This window comes from Providencia sp. 2.29 (assembly GCF_015832305.1).
GTDB classification, from domain to species: Bacteria; Pseudomonadota; Gammaproteobacteria; order Enterobacterales; family Enterobacteriaceae; genus Providencia; species Providencia stuartii.
This window is the reverse complement of record NZ_CP065420.1, coordinates 2,405,215-2,419,165: the sequence shown is the minus strand read 5'-3', so window position 1 is coordinate 2,419,165 and position 13,951 is coordinate 2,405,215. Positions and strand designations below refer to the sequence as shown.

Genomic DNA, 13,951 nt, shown 5'->3' with positions numbered 1-13,951 from the left:
GACTAAAAAGCAAGAGATGGAGTTTGTTGCTGCCTTATTTAACGAATAATGGCGGCAACACACGATAGAAATGGAGTATGACTATGGCAACAGTAAACAAATGGTTAAGTGATGAAGCACGTTGGCAAGCGATTGTTGCCCGCGATAAAGCCGCGGATGGTCATTTTGTTTATGGTGTCCGTACTTCACGCATTTACTGCCATCCGTCAGCCGCGGGGCGTTTACCGAAACGAGAGAATATCGAGTTTTTTGATAACGAACAACAGGCGTTAGATAAAGGCTACCGGCCCGGTAAACGTAGCACGAAAGAGGCTGCTCAACTTGAACAATTTTACCAAGAAAAAATTGCACAAGCCTGCCGCTATATAGAACAAAGCGGTACGTCAGTGAAACTCGATGATATTGCCGCTTTTGTGGGGATCAGTCGCTATCACTTTCATCGCTTATTCAAAGCTCAAACAGGGCTTACCCCAAAAGCTTATGCTGATGCTTACCGGCATGGGAAGCTGCGTCAGCAATTACAGCAGCAATCGCGTATTACTGATGCGATTTATGATGCTGGATTTAGTTCAGATAGCCGTTTTTATGAAACCTCGGCAGAGCGCTTAGGCATGACGCCAACAGCATGGAAAACTGGTGGCGAGGGAGCAAAAATCTACTTTGCATTAGCCATGTGCTCATTAGGCGATATTTTAGTGGCGCAAAGTTCAGTCGGGGTCTGTGCTATTTTGTTGGGCGACGATCCTGAAAAACTGCTCAAAGACTTACAAGATAAGTTTCCTCATGCTGAATTAATCGGGGGAGATAGTGAGTTTGAAACGTTGGTTGCACAAGTAATCGGTTTTGTTGAAGCACCCGAAATTGGATTAAATTTACCCTTAGATATTCGCGGTACAGCATTTCAGCAACGTGTTTGGCAAGCATTGCGCACTATCCCTGTTGGCACAACGGTCAGTTACAGTGATATAGCTAAACAGATAGGTCATCCAAAAGCGGTAAGAGCGGTTGCCGGCGCTTGTGCGGCAAATATGCTGGCTGTGGCAATTCCTTGCCATCGAGTGGTGCGAAATGATGGCGCTTTGTCCGGTTATCGCTGGGGTATTGCACGTAAACGTCAGTTGTTGGATAAAGAAGCGGTGAATAAATGATTCGTTTAACAAATAATCACAACGCAAAATTGTTTGCCATAATTATATCTCGTTAACACTTTTTCAACCTAATATGGGCAAATGACCTATTGTGACTATCGTTCGTTTTGTATGTTTTGCTTCATTCTAAGCAACATATTGAAAGGAATTTAAGATGGTCACAAGTATCTATAAAGATTTATCTCTAGCGCCGGCTGGCGAACAAAAAATTGCTTGGGTACGTGCTCATATGCCGCTATTGCGTGCTTTAGAAGCTCGCTTTAGTAAAGAGAAGCCTTTTGCGGGCAAACGCATTGCATTATCTATCCATTTAGAAGCGAAAACCGCTTATCTTGCTCAAGTTTTTGCCGCTGGCGGTGCGAAAGTATCGGTGACTGGTAGTAACCCTATGTCGACTAAGGACGATATCGTAGCGGCATTAGTGAAAAGTGGTATCAATACATTTGCAATTCATGGTGCTAGCGCCGAAGAATACCAACAATTTGTAAAAGAGACACTGGCATGTGAGCCTCATATCGTTATCGATGATGGTGGCGATTTAGTGCATGAATTACACAGTGTTTATCCTGAATATGCAGGTCATGTTATTGGCGCTTGTGAAGAAACAACTACTGGCGTGTTAAGGGCGATGGCTCGTGAAAAAAGCCATGAGCTAAATTTCCCGGTGATCTCCATTAATGGGGCGCAGTCTAAGCATCTCTTTGATAACCGTTATGGTACAGGGCAATCTACGTTTGATGGCATTATGCGCACAACTAACCTAGTGATTGCGGGTAAAAAAGTGGTTGTTGCGGGTTATGGCTGGTGTGGTAAAGGCTGTGCGATGCGTGCAAAAGGCCTTGGTGCTGAAGTCATTATTACTGAAATCGACCCAATCAAAGCGCTTGAAGCGAAGATGGATGGTTTTGAAGTCATGACGATGGAAGCCGCAGCACCACTAGGTGATATTTTTGTGACCGCAACGGGTTGCTGTGATGTGCTGACTGAGGTGCATTTCAGTTTAATGAAAGAAGGGGCGATCATTAGTAATACCGGACATTTTGAAGACGAAATTAACCTTAATGCGTTGCAAGAATTGTGTGTGAGTACCTATGAAGCACGTCAAAATATTGAAGCCTACTGCTTGAAAAATGGTCGTACCGTTTATTTGTTGGGGCGTGGAGCACTGGTCAATATCGCTTGTGCCGATGGTCATCCAGCAGAAATTATGGATATGAGTTTTGCTTTACAAGCCTTAGGCGCAGAATATCTACTCAAACATGCGCTGGATAAAAAAGTGTATGCTGTTTCCGATGAAATCGACAGTGAAGTGGCGCGATTAAAATTACAAGATATGGGTGTTTCCTTCGATACTCTCAGTGATAGGCAGTACCAGTATTTAAATGCCTTTGAACTGAAATAAAAGTTAAAAGTAGGCGGAGGACGCTGATGTCGATACTGAATAGCCTTTTAGGTATTGCTGTCATATTATTGGTTGCATACCTTTGTTCTAACAACCGCCGTAGGATAAGCCTACGGCTCGTTTCCATCGCACTATTAATGCAATTTACTTTTGCATTTTGTATGTTATATCTGCCAGCTGGCAAGCGCGTTATGATGTGGATGGCGGATAAAGTCACCGCATTATTAGACTATACACAAACAGGCACACAATTTTTGTTAGGGGGCTTAGCCACTGACAAAATGTTTGATCTGCTTGGTGCCGATGGGTTTATTTTTGTATTTAAAGTACTACCTGTACTGGTGTTTTTATCTGCACTATCGGCCTTACTGTTTCATGTAGGTATTATGCAGAAACTGATCATCTTGATTGGTGGAGCATTACACCGTTTGCTTGGAACATCACGAGCGGAATCAATGTCTTCAGCTGCAAATATTTTTTTAGGGGTGACGGAAGCGCCGTTAGTGATCCGCCCTTATTTAAAATATTTATCCTCTTCAGAATTTTTCACCATTTTGGTTGGGGGAATAGCCTCAATTGCGGGAACCGTGTTACTTGGTTACGCCCAGTATGGCGTGAAAATTGAGTATTTACTGGCGGCTTCCTTTATGTCGGCCCCAGCAGGATTACTGTTTGCGAAATTGTTTTACCCTGAAACTAAAGAGAACAGTGATAAATATACAACGGTCAGCTCCATGAAAGGCGAAAAATCTGAATACCGTAATAGCATTGATGCGGTAACTCAGGGGGCTAGCGTCGGGGTTAGTATGGCGTTGAATATTGCGGGTATGCTCTTGGCTTTGTTAGCTATTATTGCAATGTTCGATGGCATAATGATGTGGGCAACTAGCTTTACTGGTTATGAAATTTCGCTCACCCAGTTGATTGGTTGGCTATTTTCACCGATAGCATGGCTGTTAGGCGTTGATTGGAATGAAGCTCAGTTCGCAGGGCAGTTATTAGGCCAGAAAGTATTATTCAATGAATTTATTGCATATGCTAATCTACAGCCTTATTTAGATGGTTCTATTTTGCCAGCGACAGGCGAAGCATTGAGCGTTAAGACACAAGTGATCCTCTCGTTTGCTCTGTGTGGTTTTACTAACATAGGTACAATAGGGATTGCGATAGGTGGCATCGGTGCGATGTGTCCTGAACGTCGTGGTGAATTGACGAGTATTGCATTCAAAGCATTTGGTGCGGCTATTTTGGCGAACTTAATGAACGGTGCTATAGCAGGGCTAATTTTAGGTTAATCATAGTGATGGGTGGCAGGTATGATGGATGAAACTCCTTTTCGCGAGTTGTGGCTAAAGTTCAGTGAACAAGAGCTACTTCCCGATGTTGATTGGTTATTTCGTCATGCGCCACCCTCAGTCAAAAATACCTTTTGTACCATTCATTTACAAGAAGGGTACAAACTGATCCATCAAGGCACAGAAAACCAATACACCTATATTATCATTGAAGGTGAGTTTGTGGTGAACAAACTCGCTGATAGTGGTAAAGAGCTCGCTTTAACATTCTGTTATAAAGGTGAATTTCTTGGTGAGATGGAAGCATTGTGCCAGCAAAAACATTATCGCTATGATGTGATTGCATTAACGGACGCACGAGTGATCCGTATCCCATCTGATAGTTTTTTAGTTTGGTTATCTCAAGACCACCGCTTATCCATTCTTTTAAATCGACAATTGGCGAAACGCTCATTAATTAATGGAGAACAACGATTGATGACCGCCGTTGATTCCATTGAAAAGAACTTGCTGTACATTTTAACGCAACTATCGAGCCACCAAATTCGTTTACCGAGAGAGACGTTAGCCGCAATTTTAGGTACTTCACGTCGCCATTTGGATAAAGTTTTATTTAAGTTGAAAGAACAAGGTATCATACAGCAAGAAGGCCACATCATTTTATTAGCTCCGCGTTAATTAAGGAAAGCTATCACTATTTCATGACTGAAAATAACATCATGAATTAAAAGGATAGCTTCTTATAACATAGCGTAATCGATCGTTTTATTTATCGAGTATAGGAAAAATAAAAATAATTTAAGCTTTTTACACTTAGGGTTAACTATAATTAAGAATCAATAAACTTTTATAGATAACATTAATATGAAAATGCTTTTTTGTTTATCCTATTGATAATTATTGATTTTTATATTTTTTGGTTTTTATATTTTTCAAATTTCTTTCTGGTTTTAAAGTGATAATAAATCGCTTTTATTGGATTGGTTAATTTTTTCAATATCCAAACGATAGGCTCTATTAAAATTAATTTAGAATAAGGTTTACCACCTTTGTTATGTTCATATTCCATATAACCCCCTTGTACCTTTAAATTTACAATTAGGTTTGCATAGAGAATAATCATAAAAAAGTGACAGATAGCGTTTTTTGCATAATACAGATCAAATATGGGTAGTTTTGTATTACATTAATGCGATATGCAAACGGTTAAGGGCTGAATGATGTTACTGTACAAACAGATCGCGCAGACATTACAGGAAAAAATTCATCGAGGAGACTTTTTAAGTGGTGAAAAACTTCCTTCAGTGAGGGAGATAGGGCGTGAACATGAGGTCAGCTTAACAACAGCGCAGCTTGCTTATCGTGAGCTAGAAAAAATGCAACTGATCTATGCGGTACCTAAATCAGGCTATTTTGTTATTCCAAACAAAACCGAGGCTCTACTGCCTAAGGCGGTAAATTACATACAAAAACCAGTACATATCGCTCAATGGAACCCAACTATTGATTTTTTACGCGTAGAAGAGCGCGATAATATCACTTCATTATCTTGCGCGGTTCCGAATATCGATAACAAAACATTAGAGCCGCTGTGGCAAGAAATGAATATGCTCAGCCGTCGTAAAAATCGCTTAATGTTAGAGTATGATTGCTTACAAGGATTGCCAGCATTGCGTGAGCAAATTCATCATATTTCTGATCATAAAACCCTGTTTACGCCTGACGATATCGTGACGACGACAAGTGGTCATCAAGCATTATCGCTGTCTATTCAAGCATCGACGCAAGGCGATGATGTGATAGCGGTAGAATCACCGACATTTCCTGGTTTATTGCAGACACTGTATGGATTAGGCAGAAGAATTATTGAAATCCCAACAGATCCACAGACAGGGATCAAATTAGAACGGGTACAAGAGGCTTTTCATCGTTGGTCAGTAAAAGCTATTGTGGTAACACCGACTTGCAATAACCCTATGGGCTGCTCCATGCCTGAAACACATAAGCAGCAGCTATTGCAACTGGCAACTCAATATGGCGTGACGATCATTGAAAATGACATTCTTGCGGGATTAGCGTATGAATATCCGCGCCCATCGACGATCCAATCATTGGATAGTGATGGGCAGGTGATCCTTTGTAGTTCATTTTCTAAAACAATCGCCCCAGGGGTGCGAACAGGATGGGTGATACCCGGAAAATATAAAGAAAAAGTCATGCACTTAAAATATTTGTCTCACTGTTCGGGAGAAATATTTATGCAGCAAGTTATGGCTAACTTTTTACGTGATGGGCACTATTTCCCACATCTACGCGCTATGCGCCAACATTATAGTGAGCTGCAATGCCAGTATCGAGAACTAGTGGAAAGTCACTTTCCGCCAATGACACGGATTTCTCGACCACAAGGGGGCTTTTCATTATGGGTTGAGCATCCTCCGGTGGATAACCGTAAATTAATGGATGTTTTACAGCGCAATAAAGTGATTGTGCTAACAGGAGAGCACTTTTCATCTGATGGATGCTTTACACATCATTTACGTATTAACTACGCATTGCCGTTGATCCCAAGGCGTCTTAATGGAATAAAGATATTGGGGGAAACATTAAAATTAACCCGTTTATAATTAAAGGTATTATGGTGTTTTTATTGATGAAAGGGCACCATAATGCCTCTTGACGAGCGCGTCGATGTTTTATAAGATCTAAACATCTAGTTAGCTTCAAACATTCATATCTTATTTCCTGATACCACTTTTTAACTTCTTGTTTTAATCCATTTTAATTTTATTCCCCATCGCCCTTAACACCTATCTGTGACCTTGTGTTCACGGAAGGGCTGTCTATTATTCAAGAGAATTATTATGCAACCATATCGTTACTTATTATGGGTACTTGCTACGGCGGTTTACCTAGTGGGTACTACTGAATTTATGTTATCTGCAACATTAACACCGCTGGCTGAGGTTTTTTCGGTCAGTAGCGCACAAGCATCATGGCTAATTTCAGCTTATGCGCTGACTTATGCGGTTACAGCACCAGTGATAGGTTATTTTTCTGATCGCATCGATCGGCGAAAGTTATTGTTAGTAGCCATGTTTCTATTTGCGATAGATAGCCTAGCTATCATTGTTTCTCCGAACTTCACTATCGCAATGTTCTTCCGTATTTGTGGTGGCTTAGCGTCGGCGGCGATAGTACCCACCATTTTTGCTTTAATTGCAGATATCTTCCCAGCGCGTCAGCAATCCACAGCGATGGGGATGGTGATGGTTGGTATGACGATAGGGATCGTATCAGGGCCTGTGTTAGCAGGCGTATTAACAGAGTATTTAACATGGTACGCGCCCTTTATTATGACAACAGTAGGAAGTCTTATCGTATGGTTTTGTGCCTGTAAAATATTGCCACCTTCAAAGCCTCATCAAGACGTGAGAAAACAAGGGGGATTCCAGTGGCTACAGGATATAAAAATAGTTCGTTTTATTAGTGCTAAAGCAATATGGAACGGCACTGCGGTCAGTGTTTTCTTATTGTCAGGAGAGGTACTCAGACTGAAATTTTCAATTGATAGCGCGCTAATCGGTGTTGTCGTTGCTGCGTTTGGAGTGGGGTTATTTATCGGAAATCTATTAGTCGGTCGGCTCTATCATTTTTTATCAAATGATAGCCAACGATTGTTATTAGTCATCTCTCTGATGGCAGTGGCGGTACTCACATTTGTTTTAGCGTATGTTCCACTGGTGGTACACACAGCATGTTTAGTTATTTGGGGCGGTTTTTTGGGGATGGCTGCGCCATTGAGTACCACCATGGTTGCGATGCGCAGTGGCGAAAACAAAGGTCAAGTATTAGCCGTTTCGGAAAGTTTTAATAACATTGTACTGTTTTCTATGCTGCCACTTTTATCATGGGTATTGAGCTACCATGGGCTGGTTACCATGAGTATGATCATTATGCTAATGCTGACCATTGCCATTGTGCTGAGTGTATTAGATATTCGGTCGAGTCAATAATGAGGAAGCGCGAGTTGGCTTCCCCCTTCGTACCTACTGAGTTTGTAAGATTTGTCGTTGTTTGCTGACGTTCATACCTTTGAGCATGCTCATCCAAGCTAATACCGTGAAGAACATTAAAATAATAAAAATGGCTTTAGGGGGAAGCTCTGTGAGCACGACCCCTGTAAGCATCGGGTTGAATGCACCGCCAAGCAAGCCAAGGGCTTGAGCCGAAAAATAGCTCGATTTCATGCCTTCCGGCGCAATATTATCAATCAACATGTACTCACCGGGCGCATAGATCAGCTCACCGAGAGTAAAAATAAAGGATCCTAGCGCCCATAAGTATAAGTTTTCGTCAGCTTCCATAAATGTGGCAAGGCCACCGACAAAAAAGAGAGTACCTAACGTCATATAACGCTTAAGGTTATCTGGTGTAAGGCGTTTACCTACCATATATTGCAAAGTAACCACAACCACTGCATTCATGGGAAGCACGACCCCGATGACGGCTTGTGCAAACTCGCTGTTGGATACAGTAATAACATATTGAGATATCCACGTTGTGAAGGTGCCAAATACCAGCGAGCCAAGAAAAGTGGACAAAATAAACCATGCTAATGCTCTGTCATGTAGCATCGCAGCGGGGTTCCATAAGCGCTTTTGGCCTTCTTGGTGGGGAGCAGGTTTCACACTTTGTACAAAGTGTTGAATAAAGAAAACGGGTATTGACGCTGAAATTGCCGCTAACCAAAATGGCAGATTGATGTTATACATCAATAACCATGTTCCAAGAGGCGGGCCGATGGTCCAACCGATATTCAAAAATGTGTAATTAAGGGAAAATACCTTTGCTTTAATAGAAAGAGGAAGAGTATCTGAAAAATAACCTTTTAGTACGGTTGAAAAGACGGAATAAGAGCAATTTATTAACGAGAAGAAAATAACCACAAGCACGGCATGACTTGAGAGTGGAATTGCAATAAAGCCCAAAATAAACGCAATAATAGCGATTAGCATACAGCGTTTCTTATCGACTTTATCTGCCAAAATACCAAAGCCCATACTAAATAAGACACCGATAGTTAAGGCAAGAGACATTGCAATCCCCACAATATCAATAGCCATTTGGTATTCTCGTGTCAGGTAAATCGCCATAAATGGCAAGGTTGCTCCACGTCCAATGGTTAATAGCAATGAAGAGCAGAGTAAAGCGCTATTTGAAATATTTGATTTAGACAACATGACCCACGACCTAACGTTATAATTGTTATTGAGTTGTAGCACTCTCTGTTAAATAGATAAATTACCGAATTTTGTGATAACAGGGAATGGCTGAGTCAGTACAAAGGCTGAAAAAGATAAAAACAAGATATTGGATAACTCTTATCTAGGATTAGGGTTTTTTAAATAGGCAATAGAAGGAATAGCAGTACCTTTATAGAGGATTACGCTATTATTTTTGGCTTTAAGCCTATGTTACAGTATCGCCCAGCGTCATCACTGACATGATACAGAAAAGCGGCTTCAATAATTTCACAACAATCAGGTTATTTCGGAATGTAGACTAATAACCGATTACCTTTTTCAATATCAAATGTCAAAGAAGAGTAATCATAATTTTCCACTTTACCTTGATAAGCAATTTCACGAATACCTGTACAAGGTTGGTAAATTTCATGCTTATGCCAAAGTTGGCTAAATAAAGTTGATTGTTCCAGCAGGGCGTTAATCATTTTTTTAATATTGGGGTTGTTCTTGGTGCGAGCATAATCACGGCGAAAACTGGCCAGTAGTTGTTGGGCAACAAGTTGCCAATTAACGAAGCGTTCTTGGTAGCGAGGATCCATAAATAGAAGATAGAGGAAATTGCAATAATACGGTTGCGCATCCGAAAAATGAAAATAGTGATCGGCCCGAGTATTATAAGCAAGCACATCCCAGTGCAAGTTGAGCACATAGCAGAGATAATGATCAGGAAAATCGCTGATCATGCGGGAAATAGCCGAAGGAACACGATGCTCGGTATTACCTGTTGCTATCGGCTCGCGGTTATGGGTTAACAAATAAAGGTGTTGACGCTCAGCGCTATTTAAATGTAACGCGGCTGATAAATTATCAAGGAATTGCGTCGAAACGCCAATATCACGACCTTGTTCAAGCCATGTGTACCAAGTCAAACCAACCCCAGCTAAAGCAGCAACTTCTTCACGACGAAGCCCCGGAGTCCTGCGCCTTGTCGTTCGCGGTAGGCCGACTTCTTCTGGTGAAATACTTTCCCGTTTTTGCTTTAAAAACTCAGCCAGCTCAGGGCGCATTCGTTGCATCGCTTTCATAGCCTATTGCCTTTAGTAATAGTATAAATGGTTAAATTGTACCATGATAACGGATTCTTTATAGTCCTCATTTTATTCGGCTAGATAAATGAGAACATCATGAATCGACATCAGCATATCGCTCTTTTTGTATTAATATTGGCGGGGTTCGTAACAATTTTTGATCTATTTGTGGTTAATGTTGCCATTGTGACTATTCAGCATTCGTTAAATGCCAATTTGACTGAGCTAACATTAATTATAGTCGGTTATGAATTAGCCTTTGGTTTATTACTCATTACAGGAGGTCGGTTAGGAGACATTTACGGTAAAAAATGCTTATACCGCGTGGGTATGGCATGCTTTACGCTCACATCTTTATTTTGTGCATTCGCACCGACAGCAACCTTGCTGGTGGTCGCAAGATTTTTTCAAGGGCTATCTGCTGCATTACTGTTTCCCCAAGTGTATGCCAGTCTCCGTGTCAATTTTAATCCGTTACAGGCGAAAAAAGCATTTGGCTATTTGGGAATGAGCTTAGGACTCGCTGCTATTGCTGGGCAAGCTTTAGGAGGGTGGCTGATCACGTTAGATCTATTTAACTTGAGTTGGCGGACAATTTTTTTAGTGAATTTACCGATAGGCATACTGGCTATCGCATTATCGCGTTTTTTACTCGAAGGAGAAAAATGCCGCATTAATCTTGATTGGTGTGGCGTCATATTATCAGGTTTAGGGATCTGCTGTGTTTTATTGCCATTGCTTATGTTACCCGTATGGGGTTGGTTAAATACAAGTAGCCTATTACTCAGCAGTGGGGGCTTACTGTTGGCCATCTTTGCTTATTATGAAATCCGATTAGAGAAACAAGGAAAAGCGCCATTATTCAGTATGCAAATTCTGCGTAATCGCCCCTTTGTTATTGGATTACTGGTAGTAATGAGTGTTTATGCAACATCTTCCGCTTTCCCTTTAATGTTATCTCTATTACTGCAAAAAGGGATCGGCTTAAGCGCGTTTTTGTCAGGTATGATTTTTGTACCTTCTAGCATTGGATTTGTAATTTCATCGGTAATCACCCCTCTTTGGGTTAATCGCTATGGTGAAAGAACAATATTTTGGGGCGCGCTATTTTATGGCTTAAGCTATATGCTGTTACTTGTGATGCTATATTGGTTTTCATCGAATAGCTCAGCACTATGGTTGACGCCGGTTTTATTCCTTGTGGGGTTTACACAAGGTATGATCATGACACCGATGCTAAATTTAGTTCTTGCTAAAGTGAGTGTTCAGATAGCGGGACAAGCTTCAGGCTTTACTGCAACATTGCAGCAAGTCGGAGCCGCGATAGGTGCCACTATGGTTTCTGTGATGATGCAGTACGGATTAACTCACTTTTCGGCTCAATTTCCCTTTGAACAACTTAAAAATGCGGTCAGCTTCGGGTTAGGTTTTAACTTTTGCATGGCGATATGCTCTGCAATTTTATTGCTAATGATCACTCGCCGAACGCCCACGCTGACCATTTCATCCTGCGTATAAATAAAAGAGCCTTATACAAATCGCATAAGGCTCTTAATAAAGTCATACAGGTTAAAACGCGCTATCGAAGATCACTTGCATCATGGCGTTCGCGGACTTGTTGTGCGGGGTCGCCATGTAAACGGTTAACTCGACGCCCTCGTTGTACCGCTGGGCGTGCATAAATTTCGTCAGCCCAACGGTTTAGGTGTTGATATTCGTGAGTACTGAGGAATTCATCAGCATCATATAACCAGCCTTTGACTAACGCGCCATACCATGGCCAGATTGCCATATCCGCAATAGAGTAGTGTTCGCCTGCAATATAGTGGTTATTGGCTAAACGCTGGTCTAATACATCAAGTTGACGCTTGGTTTCCATCGCAAATCGATTGATGGGGTATTCAAATTTTTCTGGTGCATAGGTGTAAAAATGACCAAATCCACCGCCAACAAAAGGCGCTGAACCCATTTGCCAAAAGAGCCAAGAGAGGGTTTCTGCTCTTTCCGGTTGGGTGGTTGGTAGGAATGCTGAAAATTTTTCAGCTAAATAAGTCAAAATTGAACCGGACTCAAAAACACGGATAGGTTTTTCGCCACTTCGGTCAACTAATGCTGGAATTTTAGAGTTAGGGTTAATTTCGACAAAACCTGAGCTAAATTGATCACCTTCTCTGATATTGATCAGCCAAGCATCATATTCGGCTTCTTTTATACCCAGCTCGAGTAATTCCTCTAACATGATGGTGACTTTTTGCCCGTTAGGTGTTCCTAAAGAGTAAAGCTGTAGGGGATGTTTACCAATCGGTAGCTCTTTTTCATGCGTCGCACCTGATACTGGTCGATTGATATTTGCAAACTGTCCGCCATTACCTTGTTCCCATTGCCAGACTTTCGGTGGGGTATAAGTTGAATTATCCATTTTTACCTCCAGTTAGTGATCCCACCACAAGGGTGGGAGCGGGGTTTATTATAGAGATGCTACATAAACTCGGCGACTGACTTCAGGCGTAATATCATGATGCTCACCCAGTGCCGTCATTCCATTTTGGGTCAAACTTTCAATAAGAGGATCAATCACGTCGTCATTGAGGTTATAATCGCTAAAACGCGTTTTGACATCCATGCGCTCAAAAAATGCTCTTGTTAGCTCAATAGCTTGCAGAGCTTTTTGCTCCTCAGACCCTTCGTTGATCCCCCATACTTGCTGAGCATATTGAACCAGTTTAGCTTGTTTCTGCGGTAATTTTTCCTTCAACATAGAAGGTAAGACTATCGCTAGCGTTTGAGCATGATCTAAGCCGTATAGCGCTGTAATCTCATGGCCTAACATATGTGTCGACCAGTCTTGTGGTACACCCGCGCCGATAAGGCCATTTAGTGCCAAAGTGGCTGTCCACATTAAGCTTGCACGTAAATCATAGTCATGCGGAGTAGCTAACGCTTTTGGCCCAATATCAATTAGCGTTTTTAATAAACCTTCTGCAAATGCATCTTGTACATAAGCATGAGTAGGATAAGTTAAATATTGTTCCATTACATGAACAAACGCGTCAACAACACCATTGCTGATTTGACGTGGTGGCAGCGTAAAGGTTTTTACAGGATCTAAAATAGAAAATTGTGGATAGAGGCTGTCATGCATAAAAGCGCGTTTAGATTGCGTCGCTTCACGGGTGATCACTGAGCCTTTATTCATTTCGGAGCCTGTGGCAGGGAGCGTCAATACGGTGCCAAAGGGTAAGGCGGATGTTACTTTGGTTCCACCACTGGTCAAAATTTCCCAGAGGTCACCCTCAAAATTAACTGCCGCAGCAACAAATTTGGTGCCATCAATGACTGAGCCACCACCAACTGCGAGCAGATAGTTGTAGCCTTCTTGGTGAATTTTATCTACCGCTTTGATTAAAGTTTCATAGCGAGGGTTCGCCTCAATACCGCCGAATAGACCAACTTCACGCTCACCCAATGCTTGTTCTACTTCGTCTAATGTTCCTGTTTTACGTGCACTTTCACCACCAAAAAGAATTAGAACTTTAGCCTCTTTGGGGACCAATCTATTCAATTCAGCAATTTTCCCTTTACCAAATACAATACGTGTTGGGTTATAAAATTCGAAATTGTTCATATATAGACCTTATTTCAGAATTGAAAGAGACGTTCTTTGCTTGTCATATCGTGCTGACAAGCGGGGTAAAGGACGACGAGATAATGAGAATACATTAACTAACATAACTATATTATACATGCATAATTTGGCTTTGTATTATCT

The 13,951-nt window shown here is 41.5% G+C and carries 12 protein-coding genes; 7 read left to right on the top strand and 5 right to left on the bottom strand.

Features of this window, described 5'->3' with window-relative positions; translation table 11 throughout:
• Nucleotides 1-83: 83 nt before the first annotated feature.
• The 4 genes from ada to I3B46_RS11085 all read left to right on the top strand — a co-directional run bounded on the left by ada (nucleotide 84) and on the right by I3B46_RS11085 (nucleotide 4,523).
• Nucleotides 84-1,148 carry a bifunctional DNA-binding transcriptional regulator/O6-methylguanine-DNA methyltransferase Ada gene (gene ada / locus I3B46_RS11100; RefSeq protein WP_104873482.1) on the top strand — a complete coding sequence of 355 codons (1,065 nt, stop codon included), beginning with the start codon at nucleotides 84-86 and terminating at the stop codon, nucleotides 1,146-1,148.
• 154 nt (nucleotides 1,149-1,302) lie between these two features.
• Complete coding sequence (locus I3B46_RS11095; RefSeq protein ID WP_004919812.1) at nucleotides 1,303-2,550, top strand: adenosylhomocysteinase; 1,248 nt, start codon at nucleotides 1,303-1,305, stop codon at nucleotides 2,548-2,550.
• 26 nt (nucleotides 2,551-2,576) lie between these two features.
• Complete coding sequence (locus I3B46_RS11090; RefSeq protein WP_014658360.1) at nucleotides 2,577-3,845, top strand: NupC/NupG family nucleoside CNT transporter; 1,269 nt, start codon at nucleotides 2,577-2,579, stop codon at nucleotides 3,843-3,845.
• A 21-nt stretch (nucleotides 3,846-3,866) separates the two neighbouring features.
• Nucleotides 3,867-4,523, top strand: coding sequence for a Crp/Fnr family transcriptional regulator (locus I3B46_RS11085; RefSeq protein WP_036940251.1), 657 nt, complete (start codon nucleotides 3,867-3,869; stop codon nucleotides 4,521-4,523).
• A gap of 229 nt (nucleotides 4,524-4,752) precedes the next feature.
• Here I3B46_RS11085 and I3B46_RS11080 read toward each other — a convergent pair whose 3' ends face one another.
• The gene (locus I3B46_RS11080) at nucleotides 4,753-4,914 is read right to left on the bottom strand and encodes a hypothetical protein (RefSeq protein WP_154598661.1); all 162 of its coding nucleotides are present in this window, start codon (nucleotides 4,912-4,914) and stop codon (nucleotides 4,753-4,755) included.
• Between the two features lie 151 nt (nucleotides 4,915-5,065).
• Here I3B46_RS11080 and I3B46_RS11075 point away from each other — a divergent pair, with 151 nt between their 5' ends.
• Both I3B46_RS11075 and I3B46_RS11070 read left to right on the top strand, forming a co-directional pair.
• A complete protein-coding gene (locus I3B46_RS11075; protein WP_036940254.1) occupies nucleotides 5,066-6,472 on the top strand; it encodes an aminotransferase-like domain-containing protein in 1,407 nt (468 codons plus the stop codon).
• A gap of 237 nt (nucleotides 6,473-6,709) precedes the next feature.
• The gene (locus I3B46_RS11070; protein ID WP_104873483.1) at nucleotides 6,710-7,861 is read left to right on the top strand and encodes an MFS transporter; all 1,152 of its coding nucleotides are present in this window, start codon (nucleotides 6,710-6,712) and stop codon (nucleotides 7,859-7,861) included.
• Nucleotides 7,862-7,894: 33 nt separating this feature from the next.
• Here the strand turns inward: I3B46_RS11070 and ydeE are convergent, their stop codons facing one another.
• Nucleotides 7,895-9,088, bottom strand: coding sequence for an efflux MFS transporter YdeE (gene ydeE / locus I3B46_RS11065; RefSeq protein ID WP_014658366.1), 1,194 nt, complete (start codon nucleotides 9,086-9,088; stop codon nucleotides 7,895-7,897).
• 305 nt (nucleotides 9,089-9,393) lie between these two features.
• Nucleotides 9,394-10,179 (bottom strand): helix-turn-helix transcriptional regulator, encoded by a 786-nt coding sequence (locus I3B46_RS11060; protein WP_014658367.1) that lies wholly within the window; start codon nucleotides 10,177-10,179, stop codon nucleotides 9,394-9,396.
• Between the two features lie 99 nt (nucleotides 10,180-10,278).
• On the opposite strand from I3B46_RS11060, the gene I3B46_RS11055 reads away from it, so the two are divergent.
• The gene (locus tag I3B46_RS11055) at nucleotides 10,279-11,700 is read left to right on the top strand and encodes an MFS transporter (protein WP_060561015.1); all 1,422 of its coding nucleotides are present in this window, start codon (nucleotides 10,279-10,281) and stop codon (nucleotides 11,698-11,700) included.
• A gap of 61 nt (nucleotides 11,701-11,761) precedes the next feature.
• Here the strand turns inward: I3B46_RS11055 and yghU are convergent, their stop codons facing one another.
• Together yghU and I3B46_RS11045 are read right to left on the bottom strand one after the other, a co-directional pair.
• A complete protein-coding gene (gene yghU, locus I3B46_RS11050) occupies nucleotides 11,762-12,601 on the bottom strand; it encodes a glutathione-dependent disulfide-bond oxidoreductase (RefSeq protein WP_004919841.1) in 840 nt (279 codons plus the stop codon).
• Between the two features lie 48 nt (nucleotides 12,602-12,649).
• Nucleotides 12,650-13,807, bottom strand: a complete 1,158-nt coding sequence (locus tag I3B46_RS11045) for an iron-containing alcohol dehydrogenase (RefSeq protein ID WP_036940268.1) — start codon at nucleotides 13,805-13,807, stop codon at nucleotides 12,650-12,652.
• Nucleotides 13,808-13,951 lie beyond the last annotated feature (144 nt).